Here is a 16,456-nt window from a genome sequence, read left to right as displayed (position 1 = left end):
ATCGTATTTAACCATGCTTAATAATTTCTGTCGCCATTTTGTCGAGACTAAATGGCGACGTTAAGTTGTGTGAATACCTACAGTTACGCTGAGTCTACTGAGTTTTTAATAAGTCTAAAAAGAAGGCGTATTCAAGAGCATCTTCTTTTAATCGCTTAAATCGACCAGAAGCGCCACCGTGGCCGGCTTCCATATCGGTTTTGAACACCAGTACATTGTTGTCTGTTTTCATTTCACGCAGTTTCGCCACCCACTTCATTGGCTCAAAGTATTGTACTTGTGAATCATGTAGGCCTGTTGTCACCAACATGTTCGGATAGTTTTGTACCTTAACGTTGTCGTACGGTGAGTAACTTAGCATGTAGTCATAGTAGGTTTTATTGTTAGGGTTGCCCCATTCGTCGTATTCGTTAGTCGTAAGAGGGATCGACTCATCAAGCATGGTTGTTACCACATCGACAAACGGAACATGTGCTCCAATGCCTCTATATAATTCAGGAGCTTGGTTGATGATCGCTCCCATAAGTAGACCGCCTGCCGAACCGCCTACCGCAAATACTTTATCTTTAGCGCCATAACCTTCTTCAACTAGGCCCTTAGTTACATCGACAAAGTCATTAAATGTGTTTTGTTTGGTCAGCTTTTTGCCGTCTTCATACCAAGGGCGCCCTAGCATTTCTGAACCGCGGATGTGAGCGATCGCAAAAACGAAGCCTCTATCAAGCAGGCTGAGACGAGTCGAGCTGAAGGTCGGTTCAATGGTTGAACCGTAAGATCCGTAGCCGTATTGGTAAATTGGGTTAGTGCCGTCTTTTTTGAATAAGTCTTTGCGATAGACCAAAGAGACAGGTACTTGCTTACCATCGCGAGCCGTTACCATGATTCGCTCTGATTGATAGTTATCCGCTTTGAAATCACCTAATACGGGTGTTTGCTTCTTGATTTCAGACTCACCTGTACTTAGGTCGAAATCATAGTAAGTTCCAGGCGTAGTCAAGCTGCTGTAATAGATTCGAACTTTTGAGTTATCTAACTCATAGTTACTCGTTAAGTAAGCGGCAAAAGCGGTGTCGTTAAATTTAAGTGGGAACTCTTTACCTGTTGAGAGTTGGCGAACCGTGACTTTAGACAAGCCATCCGCACGTTGCTCGTAAACAAGATGGTCATCAAACAACTCGAAATCAACAAGCTGAGTGTTATCGTCTGCTGTAATGACATCGACCCATTTTGAGCGGTCATGCATCTCTTCGGCTGCGACTTTCATTAAACGAAAGTTGACCGCTTGGTAGTTGGTATAAATGTAATACCAATCACTCAATTTAGCGATGCTGTACTCTATGCCTGTCTCTTTTGGGTAAAAAGCTTCGGCTTTAGCCTTTGGGTTGTTGGCATCTATGACTGAAACACCACTGGTTTCTGTGCTCGAGTGCCAAATGTAGACCTGTTCACCATCTTTGCTTTTACTCAAAGAGGTGTAGTAAGCGCTGTCGGTTTCTTCGTAGATTAACTCATCGCTTGTTTGAGGTGTGCCTAATACATGGCGGTAGACTTGGTAACCCAGCAGCGTTTGTGGATCTTTCTTGATGTAGTAGAAGGCTTGGTTATCGTTTTGCCACGCGATAGCACTCGAAGCACCTTCAATTTCATCTTTTAGGTATTCACCAGTGGTGAGGTCTTTGATCTTGATGGTGTAAATGCGGCGGCTCAGCGTATCTTCGCCATAGGCCAACAAGTTTTCGTCTGGGCTGATCGTTAAGCCACCAATACTGAAGAATTCATGTTCTTTTGCTAGTTCGTTAACGTCTAAGATGACTTGCTTGTCTGTGCCTAAAAAGTCTTTTTCACGCAAGTGAACTGGGTATTCGTTGTCACCTGTAACTTTATTCGAGTAGTAGTAGCTGCCTTTGCGCACCGGTACCGAATAGTCGTCTTTCGCGATTCGACCTTTTATCTCTTCAAATAACTGTTTTTGTGTTGATTCTGTATGCTTCAGCACGGTCTCTGCGTACTGGTTCTCTTGTTCAAGATGTTGCAAGATCTCTGGATCTTGGCGTTCATCATCACGCATCCAGTAGTAATTATCGATTCGAGTATCACCATGAATCGTCATTGCATGAGGGACTTTCTTAGCAACAGGAGCTTGTGTCTGCTGAGCGACGAGTTGCGATGGAGAGTAGTGTTTCATGGTTGTTATTCCTTGATTGCTGCATCCGGCGACAAACGCGGCCGATACGGCTAATGTGGTTAAAGCGAAACGCATCTGTAGATCCTTAGTGTGCACCTTACTCGTTTTAATGCCAGCATCCTTTAGTTAGTGGTTAGTTTTCTTCCAGTGATGTTATTTATAATTGGATTCTGGATATGCACTTTCAACGTAAGTGTCTGTTATTGTTTTCAAAAAATCAAAGTAATGTTAAATGAAATTTAGGCAGGCGTGAGGTGAGGGAAAACGGGCAACAAAAAAGGGACACACTTATCAGTATGTCCCTTTTCTTCGTTTGGGCTGGATTCGAGCTTTACTTTAGATAGCCAATGGCATTTCGTTTGAGTGGTCAGGCTTGCGATTGACCCAACGTAAACCAAGCATCACGATAAATGACATAGCAATCATCAGGCAACCGAGCGGCAGTTGATCTTGAGCTGGGAAGAACGATGCCAATAGTGTTGCGATACCAGCACCTAGGTTCTGCATACCCCCTAAGATCGCGCCTCCTGTACCTGCGTGGTATGGGAATGGCGAAAGTGCTCCCGTTGTTGCTGCTGGGAATAAGATACCAGCGCCCAAGAAGTAAATGGTTGCACCGCCAATCAAAGTTAATGCTGTTGTTTGACCAAACAGACCCGGTATCAGCACCACGGCTGAACCGACTAAGATCGACACTAGGCCAACATTCAGTGCGCGACGCTCAGAGCGACGTTGTGCGATGTAACTCGATAGACCAGCACCCACTAAGTAACCCGGAATAGGCAAAACAAACAACAAGCTGACTGTGGTTGCAGGTAAACCCAGTACGCCACCAAGTAATACACCAGCCGCGGCTTCAAATACTGCGACCCCCGCGAATGTTGCTACTAGAACTAGTAGGAAACCTTGGAAGCGTTTGTCAGACAGAACGAATTTGTAGCTGTTTACAACAGACTCATTTTTGCGTCGTTCTTTTGGCAGAGTTTCCATCATGCTCGTCATCATGGTGATCACAACCGCGATACCAAACAGCGCGAGGAACAAGTAGCTAGAACGCCAACCGAAAGCTTCTGTTAAGTAACCGCCCAAAACAGGAGCCATCAATGGTGAGAAAATCACACACATGCTGATTAAGCTATTTGCACGATGCAGTTCTGCGCCTTCAAAACAGTCACGAGTCAATGTTCGAGACATCGCACCGCCACAACCAATGCCTAAGCCTTGGATAAAGCTACCCGCTAGGAACCATTGATACTCATGAGCGAATAAGGCTACCAAAGTACCTATGATGTAGATGATCAAACCTACTACGATGATAGGTTTACGACCTAGGCGATCAGAAAGCGGGCCGTAGACAAATTGCGACAGACCATAAGGGATCAAGTAGCACGCCATCACAGCTTGAAGTGAAGACGCAGAAACCAAGAACTCACCCGCCATATGACCGATAGAAGGCACGTACATCGTTTGAGTCATTTGACCTACGGCTGTCAGAATAGCGATTAAAAAGGTAAGTTTCGCTAATGGAAACGAGGCAGACATTTGCGTATCTCTCCAAAAATTAAAGACGTAAAAAGCCTTAGCACTCCATTAAGGAGAGCCAAAAGAATAAAGTGTTCAGGGAATCTAGGCGCGAGATATTAGAGCTTGATTGCCGACTTAGCAATCAAAAAATGTGAAGTTGATCAAGATAAAAATCTATAACTTGGATTAGAAAAAGTAATCCAAAATTACGGCGTTTTAAAGATGTAGGGAGAGTCAGCTTCCTTGAAATATCGATGCTAGGTTATACCCAAAATGTTAGAGCAATAGGCCTATTGGCAATGATTGTATGAGTAGATTATTTTGAAATCGCAGAAGCAATAGGTAAAAGGCATGGCTTGTTAACATTTATGTAAACTTTCGTTTTATATGTAAGCGATTTGTGCTGTAATTATTCGCTAAGCTATTCGTCTAACTCATTTACATTGTGTACAGCAATTTGTTGTCGGTGTGATAGTTATGGTTATGGAAGTCTTTTGGCTTAAATAAGGATATTAAATGCGCTCTCTATCGGTACAGTGGAAAATAACCCTCTTGGCAGGTTGTTGTTTAATCATTACGTCACTGTCTCTTATTGGTTTCTCGATCTACAACGCGACGAGTAATCAACAAGTCATCAAATCTCAAAGCTCAGAATCAGTTATCAATAAAACTCAGCAGTTGCTGGCGTCTGTTTCTCAGCTCAATGCTCAAGAAACTCAACGTTACGTCGACGAAGCTATTTATCGTGCTGAGATGCTAGCGGCGAATGCTCAGTTTCTAAAGAACAATGCCGATGAAAACTTTACCCCAAGTGAAGAACTTCGTACTGCGTTGGATGAAATGGTGCGTCGTTCAGTTTTAAACTTTGATTCGATCCAAGGGGCGTATTTAGTCTTTAAACCAGACTTGCTCGATAGTGAAGACGCGAACTATGTGGATGCCGATTATGTCGGTTCTAACGAAAAAGGCCGTTTTGCACCTTATTGGAAGGTGGCAGACAACGGTGAGAATGTTCTGCCGAACGTGCTTTCAGAATCGATTTTGAGTGATGATAGCAACAGTGAGCGTTTCTACTGTCCTTTGTCATCAGGGCAAACATGTATCAGTACGCCAAGAGTCGTAAATAGCGGGGGTAAAACCTTACTTACTTCTTCAATCTCAGTGCCAATCTTAGTCGATGATATGGCGATTGGTTTCTTAGGAATCGACCTAAGGTTAGATGGCTTAACCAATGTAGTGACTCAATCTGATCAAAGCTTGTTCGATGGCGCAGGTGCAGTTTACGTGGTGAGCCTAGACGGTTCTGTTATTGCTTCTGATGATTCAAGCATTGCAGTTGGTTCGAGCTTCCAAAGTAACAACACAAACAGCGACTTGATGACCGATTTTATCTTTGGTGGCGAAGTGACAACGCAATGGAGTGAGAACGGTGAGTGGTTACTCGCATTTGCTCCAGTTGTTGCGGCTAACCAAACTTGGGGCGTGTTGTTCGAGATCCCAAGAAAGAGTGTTGTCGCTGATGCAAATAAATTGGATTCCATCATTAGCACTAAGTTAAGTGAAGGCATTAAGACGGAAGTAATTGCCGGTACCGTGTTCACTTTCTTTGGTCTAGCCATTATCGCATTTGCTTCACTTTCAATTGTTAAGCCTATTCGACAAGTGGTCGAACGACTTAATGATATCGCTTCTGGTGAAGGTGATTTGACTCAGCGTTTGGAAGTGAAATCTCAAGACGAAATTGGTCAGTTATCTAAAGGGTTTAACTTATTCTTAGATACGCTACAACACACGATCAAAGAAGTTATCCATACCACTGAACAAGTGGCGAGTACGACCAGTCAGGCTAAAGCATCGGCATCAAGCACTCGAGAGAGTAGTGAATCTCAGTTTAAAGAAGTCGATCTGGTAGCAACAGCGGCAGAAGAGATGACTCAAACTGCGGGCTTAGTGGTACAAAATGCAGAAGTGGCGGTTGATGCAGCGTGCGAAGCGAATCGTTCAGCTCAACAAGGGCAACAAGTTATTGAGCTCTCAGCTGGTGAAATGAGAAAGCTGGTGGAGCGTATGTCGAGCGCTGTACCTATTGTTGAAGAATTGGCAAAAAATAACGGCAACATCACCGAGATATTAAGTGTTATTGAAGGGATCTCTGAGCAAACTAACTTACTGGCATTGAATGCGGCTATTGAAGCGGCGAGGGCGGGTGAACAAGGTCGAGGTTTTGCTGTTGTTGCGGATGAGGTAAGAAATCTCGCAAGTCGCACACAGTCATCTGTTGGTGAGATCAGAGCGGTGATCGATAAGGTTCATGCTGGAACTCAAGATGTCGTTGAAGCGATACAAGAAGGCAATATACTTGCAAACGACACAGCACTCCACGTTCAGAAAGCAGTTGAAGATCTGGGTTCGATCTTTACTTCTATTGAGGCGATCAGTGATATGAACAGTCAGATCGTTCGAGCAGCCGAAGAGCAACAATCGGTTTCCGGTGAAGTAAATCAAAGCGTGGTTAATATTCGCGATTTGAGTGCGAAGATCTTGGAGCAAGCCGCAGCTTCTGAGCAAGTCGGTAATGAGATTGACGAACTGTCTCAACAACAACAGAAGTTGGTTAATCAGTTCAAGGTATAGTTTTTCAAGGTATAAGCATTAAGCCTTAACTAATTCTTGAATAGAAAAAGGGACAAATGAAGATTTCATTTGTCCCTTTTTTATTTGTTGCTTTAGAAGATGGTCAATAACCAGCGGTTGACGCTGCTTACTCTTCGATAAACCAGTAGCCTTTGTTCACCAGTTCAGTCACGACCGTTACGCCCGAAGGAGATAGAGCAGCAGCTGAAGTAATCAAGGTTTCATCGCAAAGTGTGTTGAGTAATGAAGAGTCCGCTTCATCAACCTTAACCACTTCGCCATTGATGTAAGCCGTGTTGTTTTCATTTTCGTGGTAGAGCGCCTTTAAGCCAGATACACGGTGGATTTCACCTTCAGACTCTAAATGTTGAGCAATCTCTTCTTGAGTCCATAATGGCTCAGGAGCGACGATATCAAGTTGGTGGCGTGATTGGCTTAGCAGACAACCCATGAATTCACTGATGGTTTCAGGTTGCTCTAGTGCAGATTTCAACATGTCAGTGAGATTGCTTAAATCCGATGAACGAATTTTTCCGTAGCCTTCTTGCGTTTTGAATTCTGGATCGTGCAGGTGTACGTCACCCATATCATGAGCAAGCACAAAATCGGCAAAGTTGCTGATTAGCTCTTGTTCTTTAGGGGAACGGTAGCCAATAGAGTAGCTCATCGACGGCTCTAATGTGTTCCCTTCATGTGGGAAACCTGGCGGGATATAAAGGATATCGCCCGGCTCTAAGGTTTCATCAATGATTGGCTCAAAGCCTTCTATTTGGCGTAGAGCAGACGCTTGAACGGTCTCTTTGTACTGACCAACATCTTTCGCGCCCACTTTCCATTGACGTTTACCTTGGCCTTGAATGATGAATACATCGTATTGATCAATATGAGGGCCAACACCGCCTTCAGGTGCTGAGTAGCAAATCATGAGATCGTCGAACAACCAGTTTGGTAATTGTTGGAACGCTTCAGTCAGCTGATTTGCACCTTGATGCCAATGGTTGGCTGCTTGAACGATCAATTGCCAATGTGTTTCAGTGAGTTCACCAAACTTCTCTTCAGTGAATGGACCGTGTTCGGCTGTCCATTTGTTGTCGAGGTTAGAAACAAAGCGAGAATCCACTTCTTCTTCCATCGATAAACCAGCAAGTTCTTCCGGCGAAATTGGGTCGACGAAGTTCTGGAAGCCACCTTTTAAGATGGTTGGTTTCTTATGCCAGTAATTTTCAAGAAACTCGGGCATAGAAAAGCTAAGTTGGTACATGTGAATCCTGTATATTTTTTGCTAGATGCTAGATGCTAGATGCTAGATGCTAGATGCTAGATGCTAGTTTGGCTTGTAAATTTTGCTGGACAATCTTAATTGCTTCTAACGCCACCTTTGGGTCGATCTCGTTGCTTTCGAGTAAGTAGATCAAGTCGACAGCTAACTTAACTTCTTCAGGTGCGTTATCCAGTGGTGATGATGTGTTATCAGTGCTCATTTCGCGTAGGGTTCTCTAAGTTAATCAATCTCTCAATGTTCTTCATTGAGTCCTCACAGCGTTCCAATCGTTCTTTTGCGAGTTGCCAAGCCTCTTCCGCTTTTTTCTTATGGTGGCGTGGCGCTGAATCAAACGCTAACTTTCGTGTTTGAACTAAATCGACGAGCCGCTTTTGCCAATCTTGGTGTTGTGCGAGTTCGTTGTATAAGTCGTTTAAGCTTTTTCCTGATTTACTTTTCCTGTCTAGGCGCAAATCGTGATTGGCTAACTCTCGTTGAATCGCTGCAATCTGGTTGGTCAGCCTTTCAGTCAGGTAATTCGCTCGTGATGAAGTGAGTTGATTGGTGCTCTGTTCACGAATAATGGTGTTATAAGTTGCCTGAGTTTCAAGGGCATAAGGAAGAAGAGTCGATGCTCCACACTTAAACAAGGCTCTATCAAACAGTGCTTGATGATAAGCGCCACGAGACTTATCGACCTGAGAGCAATGGCCAATCAAGGTATCAATAACGCTTTTTAGCTTTGAAAACTGATTCATTTTGCTTCTCGTTTGTTGGTGGCTATAAGTTTACAAACCACGCTTCGTAAGCCAGTTTAATTGCAAGTACGCTTACAACTGTAACAAAAACCGGTCGTATAAACGTCGCACCAAAACGAATTGCAGAGTGTGCCCCTACAAACGCTCCGGCCATTAAGCAAACACCCATGGTTAAACCAAGAACCCAATCAATATGACCAAGAATTGCAAAGGTCACTAAAGAAGTGAAGTTACTGGTAAAGTTCATTGCTTTGGATAGGCCTGAAGCAAGCAAGATATTTAGGCGGTAAAGAGCCATAGAACTTACTGTCCAAAACGCGCCAGTTCCCGGGCCTGCGACGCCATCGTAAAAGCCCAGAATGAATCCTTGGTACTTTTGCTTTTTCTTCAGCACAGGACAAGGTTTCGGTGACACGTTGTGATTGGCATTCGGCGTCTTGTGAAAAATGGTATAGACCGCTGCAGCAAGAATAACTAATGGTAGTACTTTCTCTAACCACTCAGTGCTGATTGCATCAACTGTTAAAGTACCAATTGTTGCACCTATCAAGGTGGCGATGAATGCATTGATCCAACATTCTGGCTTAAATAGCTTTTTGCGATAGTAAGTAAAAGCCGCTGTCGATGAGGCAAACGTTGCAGCGAGCTTGTTCGTCCCTAGCGCGATATGTGGCGGCAGGCCAAGCGACAGTAAAGCTGGAACGGTTAACATCCCACCACCACCGGCGACGGCATCAATAAAGCCCGCTGCAAATGCAACCAGAGCGAGGATAACCAACATGGTTGGCTCAATCATTTCCATAAATAGCTAGTGTTCTCGTTATCGGCTGTTAGGGCAGCCACACGAATAATCGATGGATTAATCATGTTGGGTTGTGAATGCAGGGCCTAGCGATAACTGGCCCATAACTACCTTTCGGGTAGGAAAATTAGTATTTTATTGTTCTTTTAAAAGGCGGTAGTGAGTCGAGTAGGGATTTCCCGTATCGCTTCGTGACTATGCGTCTATCAAGGATCGTGACTTTACCAGAATCTCGTTCCTTACGCAGTAGTCTACCGACAGATTGAATAAGCTTTTTACTCGCTTCTGGAACAGTAATCTGCATAAAAGGATTACCGCCACGTGATTCAATATATTCTGAATGTGCTTGTTCTACAGGTGACGTAGGAACGCCAAAAGGAATCTTAGTAATAACTAGGTTTTCAAGAAGCTCTCCAGGTAGATCAAGACCCTCTGAAAAGCTGCCAGTTCCAAAAAGAACGCTTGTTTTACCTTGGTCTATGAGTTTTTTATGTTTTTTTAGGATTTCGGTGCGTGAAGTATCACCTTGAACCTGTAAAGCCCATGACTTTTTAACGAAATCTATTGCCAAAGCTTCTGCAACTTTATTCATTTGCCAGTAAGAAGAGAATAGAACGAGATTGGCTTTGTTGTCTTCTATTACCTTAGGCAAAATTTCAATAAGATATTCGGTAAACTGAGGCGCTTGCGGTTCGTATTTCATAGCTGGCACGATCAGCTCTGCTTGATTCTGATAATCAAACGGTGATGCCAAAGCCAGAAACTGCACGCCATCGTCTTCTTTTTGACTGATTCCTGCTTGGTGACAGAAAAAGCTGAAGGAGTTGAGTGCTCTCATGGTCGCGGAAACAAGCACCGCACCGACACAACGGCTCCAAATCTGTTGGTCAAGCTGCCAGCCAACTTCGAGTGGTGAAACATTGACAACAAAATCGCCTTCGCTCTCTTTATTGAGTTCAAGCCAGCGCGCCAAAGGGGCTCCTTTTTCTCGTTTAGGCTCGGCCATTAAGCGCCAAACCTGCGCAAGGTTTTCTGTTCTTTGTATATAGAAGCCGATTTCAGCAAGTGCGGGCTCGGCTAATTTTGCTGAAAGTTCTCCATCTTTAACACGTTCAGCAATAAGGTCTGCAATCTTCGCAACCGCTTGGCTCGCCTTTTGTGTGAGTTGCTTGAGATCTTTAGATTCATTCTCTAGCCACTCAGGTAAGTCACCATGTTCAAAACGGTACAATCCATCTTCAAAATGGGTGGCGTCAAACTGCTTGCTTAGCTGAGTCAGAGTAGGAATCAGCTGTTGTACAGAATCCTGCAATTCATTTCTAAATCGACCCACTCGCTTTTCGTCCGCTAAGCCTGAAAGTTTGGTTATCGATTGGTTTAAACGCTCTAACCATGAAGCGGCACCTTTTAGACTTGCCGCCGCAGAAGAGTGATCTCGGGCTACGTGTGGTAAGTGGTGTGCTTCATCGAAGATATAGATGCTATTTTCAGGTTCTGACAGTATCACACCGCCACCTAGATCTGCATCAGCCATCACTAAACTGTGATTAGCGATGATAACGTCTGCTTTATCTAATTCTGAGCGTGCTTTTTGGAAAGGACAGTCTCTGTGAGTTGGCATGCTGTTGTTACAACTATGCTTATCACTGACAATCATTTGCCAAATCATGTTATCAATCGGCTTTGGCCATGAATCACGGTCACCATCCCATTTACCTTGGGTTAGGCTACGGTACATGGTTTGTAATTGTTCGATGTCCTTTTGCTTTGGCTTGGATTCGAACATAGCCATCTGACCACCATCAACCCCACAAGCAGCGGCTAGTTTCTCGGCACAGCAATAACGCTGTCTGCCTTTGGCGAGTATAAAAGAGAACTCTCTATCAGTCAGTCTTCTATATAGAGGGAGATCTTTATTTACGAGCTGTTCTTGAAGTGCAACCGTCGCCGTTGAAATGACGATTTTTCGATTGTTGAGTACTGCAACAGGAATCGTTGCCATTAAGTAAGCCAGTGATTTGCCGATCCCTGTCCCGGCTTCTGCAACGATCATGCGATTACTTTTGTGGTATTGACCACAAAGTGTCTTCGCTATTTCTGCAACAAGGTAATTTTGAGCACGTCTAGGTACAAAGTTGTCCAACTGATCTTGGAGGTTTTGATAACTGGTGCGAATAGAATTTTGAATTTTAGTAGTTAGCATACTGTGACCTACGTAGCGGAGCGAGGATAGTAGCACATATCACTAGTCGGTACATTTACGGCGAAATAGCTTGCTTTTGAATCAAAGGTAGATCTTGTTCACAAAAAAAAACTGAACCATCAGGAACTTAACTATTTTATTTATGTTGCGAAATATAAATATTAAAAAAGACTGGCTTGTAGGTGTTAAATTCTGAAATTTGGCTTCATTGTGAACTATTTGTGGTTTTAAGTTCTGTTTGTTACATTTTTTGGATTATTATATTTGCTGATAAAACTAAGGATAAGCTGCTCGTAAAATGATGAAAAAAAATGTAAGTTATTGATTTTAATTGTTTTGTGTTTTTTTTAGGTTTGTTTTTAGTTTATTTGACACGCAGGATAATCTTTTGCAATCTAGACCTCGAAATTTAGTGACGGTGATTAACCAACAAAGAGTGGTAATGACCAGTCGCAAAAAATAAAAAAAGGGAACCGGGCAAGGATCTCCCATTCTTAGAAAAGGCAGTGGATTTATTATGAAAAAGACTCTATTAGCGCTAACAATCGCAGCAGCTTCAACTTCAGCTTTCGCGAACGTAGGCCTAGGCAACGCAAAACCAACATTTGAATTTGACCCAATGCACAAAGAACAGTTCTCTGTTTCTGGTTCACTTGGTCTTGGTGGTTACTACGATACTAAAACTAACGCTATGTATGATGACTGGGCAACAGCTCTTACTCTAGCAGTTAGCTACAAAAACAACCGCCTAGTTGGTTACTTCGAAACTGATTTCGAACTTAACTGGACAACTGACGAAAACGACAACGGCTTCGGCGTTAAAAACGAATTCGGTACTGACGTTGATAAAGCATGGCTAGGTTTTGACACTGGTGTTGGTGTTGCATCTTTCGGTTGGGAAAACGACACTGCTCTTGATAAAGTTGATGGCGCTGGCGACATGACTTACGAGTTCGGTTCTTCTGCTGGTGATGCTTCTGATGCATTCAACGTAGTTAAGTTCCAAGGCGCTACTTCAGGTTTCGCTTACGGTATCTCTTACTTCGAAACTGATGACGACCACTCTGCTGCTGATAAAGGCGTGAACGGTTACGTTGGTTTTGAAAGCGAAGTAGTAAATGTTTACGGTGGTTACGAAACTCGTGACGAAGCTGATTACCAAGTTTACTCTGTATCTGGTAACTCTAAAGTTGGTGAGCTAGACCTAGGTGTTAACTTCTGGATTAACGATGGTTCAGACGACAAAACAGCTACTAAGAACACTACTAACCTAGAAACAGTTGGCTACTACCTATCTGCCGGTTACCCAGTAACTGAGCAACTAACTCTTGCCGCTGGTTACAACGCTAACTCTACTACTGAAGATGGCAAAGCTGACAAAGACATCTCTCGCGTAAACGTTGCTGCAATGTACACACTTAACGACCGCGTAGATATGGGTATCGATATTCTTCAAGACCTTGATGCTGGTGACGGTAACGACGAAGAAACTTACGTATTCGCTGCTGCATTCTACAGCTTCTAATAGTTACTTAATTAGTAATTGTTAAATGTTGATAAAAGCCAGTCTGATGACTGGCTTTTTTGTGTCTGATATTTATCAACGCATATAAAAATGGCCGCTAACTTAGCGGCCATTTTACATTCTCTGTACTGTAATTTTAGATTTCTTTCCACTCACCAGGCTGAAGTTGCTCCACGTTCATGTTGCCCATTGAATAGCGAATAAGTCGCAGGGTAGGGAAGCCGATATTTGCTGTCATTCGTCTTACCTGACGGTTACGCCCTTCAATGATAGTAATCGCTAACCATGTTGTCGGTATTGCCGCTCTGAAACGCACTGGCGGGGTTCTTTCCCACACAACAGGTTCAGACATCACCTCAACCTGAGCAGGCAGTGTCATACCGTCTTTTAGCTCGACACCTTTTCTCAATTTATCTAAATCTTCCTCAGAAGGTGCGCCTTCAACCTGTACCCAGTAAGTCTTTGGGGATTTTGAGTTGGGTTGAGTGAGCTTCGCTTGAAATATCCCATCATTGGTCAAGACCATTAACCCTTCGCTGTCGCGGTCAAGGCGACCTGCAGCATAAACGTCTTTCACTGGAATAAAGTCAGCTAGCGTTTTTCTCCCTTCGCCATCTGTAAATTGGCTGAGAGTATCGAAAGGCTTGTTGAACAGAATTACTTTGCGATCTTCGAGTGCCACCTTAGGTTTCGCATTGGTAGGTTTACCTTTATATCGGTGCTTACTGGAGTGCGTTTTTTTGTACGAACTGCCAGTGTTATTTTTATCACTGCTTCGGTTCTGTCTATTACCGCTTTGTTTTAATTTGGCGTCAGAACGAGCCGGTTTGTCTGAATGAGATGCGCTGCGTGAGCGAGTAGACATGTTAACTACCTTGCAAAAATGTAAACGAAGTGTGCTGAAAAGTTTTCACTGAAACGGAATTGAGCTATCATTTGCGCGCCTAAAAGACACAAAATAGAACAAGTTTATGGACTCTTGAGCCTGATTTGTTTAATTATACCTACGTGTTTTATTATAACAACGCACTCACGGATTTGGTTCATGCGGTCATTAGATTGCATGAAAAATAAGATAGAGTACGACTATCGAGTAAGCAGTTTTCACTTTTAGAGTGGCTTACTGGTCAATTTATAACACTCTCACTATTCAAGTGAGCTTGTAAGAACTATAGGGAAATTTCATGCCTACTGAAAAACCAACGATCATCTATACCATTACAGACGAAGCTCCGGCGCTAGCAACTTACTCTCTGCTGCCAATCATTCAATCTTTTACGGCTTCTTCTGGTATTAACGTTGATACTCGCGACATTTCACTTGCAGGGCGCATTATTGCCAACTTCCCTGACTACTTGAACGAAGAGCAACGTATTGGTGATGCATTAGCAGAACTAGGTGAATTGGCTAAGACACCTGAAGCGAATATTATCAAGCTTCCAAACATCTCTGCATCTGTACCTCAGCTGCAAGCAACAATCAAAGAACTACAGTCAAAAGGCTACGCACTTCCAAACTACCCAGAAGAAGCAAACACTGACGAAGAGAAAGCAGTAAAAGCGACTTACGATAAGATCAAGGGTAGTGCGGTAAACCCAGTATTGCGCGAAGGTAACTCAGACCGTCGTGCACCACTTTCAGTTAAAAACTACGCGAAGAAGAACCCACACTCAATGGGTGCATGGTCTGCAGATTCTAAGTCGCACGTTTCAAGTATGGACGACAAAGACTTCTTCGGTAGTGAAAAGTCAGTAACCATTGAAGGTGCTACAGACGTTAGCATCGAATTCGTTGGCAAAGATGGCGCAAAGAAAACACTGAAGCCAGCTTTTGCACTGCAAGATAAAGAGATCATTGATGCGTCAGTGATGAACAAGGCTGCTTTAGTTGCATTCTTTGAAAAAGAAATCGCATCGGCTAAAGAGCAAGGCGTACTGCTTTCTCTTCACATGAAAGCAACCATGATGAAAGTATCTGACCCAGTGATCTTTGGTCACGCGGTTAAGGTTTACTACAAAGACGTATTCGCTAAGCACGGTCAGTTATTTGAAGAGTTAGGTGTTGATGTTAACAACGGCATCGGTGATGTCTACGCGAAGATTGCAGCGCTTCCTCAAGAACAAAAAGAAGCAATCGAAGCTGATCTACAAGCGGTATACGAGACGCAGCCACCATTAGCGATGGTTGATTCGGACCGTGGCATTACTAACCTACACGTACCAAGCGACATCATTGTTGACGCATCTATGCCTGCAATGTTGCGTTCTTCTGGCCAAATGTGGGATCCAGAAGGTAAGCAAAAAGATACCAAAGCAATGATCCCAGATCGTAGCTACGCGAGCATTTACCAAGCGGTTATTGATTTCTGTAAAGAGAACGGCGCGTTCGATCCAACAACGATGGGTAGCGTACCAAACGTTGGCTTGATGGCTCAAAAAGCCGAAGAGTACGGTTCTCACGATAAGACTTTCATCCTTGAAGCTGCTGGTCAGGTTCAAGTTGTTGACGCTGCAGGCGCTGTGCTTCTAGAGCAAGACGTAGAGGAAGGCGATATCTTCCGTATGTGTCAGGTTAAAGATGCACCAATCCAAGACTGGGTTAAGCTTGCGGTAACGCGTGCTCGTGCATCGGGTGTTCCAGCGGTATTTTGGTTAGATGCGTCTCGTGCACATGATGCTCAGCTTATTAAGAAAGTTGAAGCGTACCTTCCTGAATACGATACCGATGGTCTTGAAATTAAGATCCTTGCTCCACTTGAAGCGACTCAATACTCACTGGTTCGTATCAAAGAAGGCCTAGATACAATTTCGGTTACTGGTAACGTATTACGTGATTACCTAACAGACTTGTTCCCGATTCTAGAGCTTGGTACATCAGCTAAGATGCTATCGATTGTTCCACTAATGAACGGTGGTGGTCTGTTTGAAACAGGTGCTGGCGGCTCTGCTCCTAAGCACGTGCAACAAGTAGAGAAAGAAAACCACCTGCGTTGGGATTCCCTAGGTGAATTCTTGGCATTGGCTGCATCTCTAGAGCACCTGAGCGTAGTAACAGGTAACGCTAAAGCACAAGTTCTTGCTGATGCGCTTGATAAAGCAACGGGTGAGTTCCTTGATAACAACAAGTCTCCTTCACGCCGAGTAGGTGAGCTTGATAACCGTGGTAGCCATTACTACCTAGCAGCTTACTGGGCTAAGGCGCTTGCTGAGCAAACGGCTGATGCTGATCTTGCTGCTGAATTCGCAGGTGTGGCAAGTCAACTAGCTGAAAGTGAAGAAGCTATTGTTGCAGAGCTGAACAACGCTCAAGGTGTGGCTGGCGACTTAGGTGGTTACTACCTACTTGACGATGCATTGGTTTCAACACTAATGCGCCCAAGCTCAACGCTAAACGCGTTTATTGATGCATAGTGATTGGGTTCACCGTTAGTCAGTCATGAACGTGATTTGCGAACGAGTTGCTTAGTCTGACAGATAAGTCATAGATAAAGTCAAAACCAAAGACGCTTTAACGACAACGTTAAAGCGTCTTTTTTGTTCATCTATAATACTCCTAAGATCTAAC

11 protein-coding genes are annotated in these 16,456 nt (G+C 43.7%); 3 read left to right on the top strand and 8 right to left on the bottom strand.

The window, feature by feature from the left end; all coding sequences use genetic code 11:
* Positions 1 to 94: 94 nt before the first annotated feature.
* Both CWO27_RS02265 and emrD read right to left on the bottom strand, forming a co-directional pair.
* The gene (locus CWO27_RS02265; RefSeq protein WP_170960834.1) at positions 95 to 2,185 is read right to left on the bottom strand and encodes a S9 family peptidase; all 2,091 of its coding nucleotides are present in this window, start codon (positions 2,183 to 2,185) and stop codon (positions 95 to 97) included.
* Between the two features lie 336 nt (positions 2,186 to 2,521).
* Positions 2,522 to 3,727, bottom strand: coding sequence for a multidrug efflux MFS transporter EmrD (gene emrD, locus CWO27_RS02260; RefSeq protein ID WP_048659687.1), 1,206 nt, complete (start codon positions 3,725 to 3,727; stop codon positions 2,522 to 2,524).
* A 498-nt stretch (positions 3,728 to 4,225) separates the two neighbouring features.
* On the opposite strand from emrD, the gene CWO27_RS02255 reads away from it, so the two are divergent.
* Positions 4,226 to 6,343: a methyl-accepting chemotaxis protein gene (locus CWO27_RS02255; RefSeq protein WP_107898503.1), complete on the top strand. Its 2,118-nt coding sequence runs from the start codon at positions 4,226 to 4,228 to the stop codon at positions 6,341 to 6,343.
* A 127-nt stretch (positions 6,344 to 6,470) separates the two neighbouring features.
* Here the strand turns inward: CWO27_RS02255 and CWO27_RS02250 are convergent, their stop codons facing one another.
* From CWO27_RS02250 to dinG, 5 genes are all read right to left on the bottom strand, one after another.
* Positions 6,471 to 7,604 (bottom strand): ribosomal protein uL16 3-hydroxylase, encoded by a 1,134-nt coding sequence (locus CWO27_RS02250; protein WP_102480689.1) that lies wholly within the window; start codon positions 7,602 to 7,604, stop codon positions 6,471 to 6,473.
* 49 nt (positions 7,605 to 7,653) lie between these two features.
* Positions 7,654 to 7,824, bottom strand: a complete 171-nt coding sequence (gene rsmS / locus CWO27_RS02245; protein WP_107898502.1) for a pleiotropic regulatory protein RsmS — start codon at positions 7,822 to 7,824, stop codon at positions 7,654 to 7,656.
* On the bottom strand, positions 7,814 to 8,362 hold the full coding sequence (locus CWO27_RS02240; protein WP_102432534.1) for a primosomal replication protein: 549 nt from the start codon (positions 8,360 to 8,362) through the stop codon (positions 7,814 to 7,816). Before CWO27_RS02240 ends, rsmS begins: the two co-directional genes overlap by 11 nt.
* A 22-nt stretch (positions 8,363 to 8,384) precedes the next feature.
* Positions 8,385 to 9,164 (bottom strand): sulfite exporter TauE/SafE family protein, encoded by a 780-nt coding sequence (locus CWO27_RS02235; RefSeq protein ID WP_048659683.1) that lies wholly within the window; start codon positions 9,162 to 9,164, stop codon positions 8,385 to 8,387.
* 127 nt (positions 9,165 to 9,291) lie between these two features.
* Complete coding sequence (gene dinG, locus CWO27_RS02230; RefSeq protein WP_107898501.1) at positions 9,292 to 11,367, bottom strand: ATP-dependent DNA helicase DinG; 2,076 nt, start codon at positions 11,365 to 11,367, stop codon at positions 9,292 to 9,294.
* 517 nt (positions 11,368 to 11,884) lie between these two features.
* On the opposite strand from dinG, the gene CWO27_RS02225 reads away from it, so the two are divergent.
* Positions 11,885 to 12,892, top strand: a complete 1,008-nt coding sequence (locus tag CWO27_RS02225) for a porin (RefSeq protein WP_048659681.1) — start codon at positions 11,885 to 11,887, stop codon at positions 12,890 to 12,892.
* A 136-nt stretch (positions 12,893 to 13,028) separates the two neighbouring features.
* Here CWO27_RS02225 and CWO27_RS02220 read toward each other — a convergent pair whose 3' ends face one another.
* Complete coding sequence (locus CWO27_RS02220; protein WP_107898500.1) at positions 13,029 to 13,757, bottom strand: pseudouridine synthase; 729 nt, start codon at positions 13,755 to 13,757, stop codon at positions 13,029 to 13,031.
* Positions 13,758 to 14,076: 319 nt separating this feature from the next.
* Here CWO27_RS02220 and CWO27_RS02215 point away from each other — a divergent pair, with 319 nt between their 5' ends.
* The gene (locus tag CWO27_RS02215; protein ID WP_048659679.1) at positions 14,077 to 16,302 is read left to right on the top strand and encodes an NADP-dependent isocitrate dehydrogenase; all 2,226 of its coding nucleotides are present in this window, start codon (positions 14,077 to 14,079) and stop codon (positions 16,300 to 16,302) included.
* Positions 16,303 to 16,456 lie beyond the last annotated feature (154 nt).

It is taken from the genome of Vibrio sp. 10N.286.51.C3 (genome assembly GCF_003050065.1).
GTDB classification, from domain to species: domain Bacteria; phylum Pseudomonadota; class Gammaproteobacteria; order Enterobacterales; family Vibrionaceae; genus Vibrio; species Vibrio crassostreae.
Note: the sequence above shows the minus strand (reverse complement) of the source record. Positions and strands in the feature narration are given on the sequence as shown.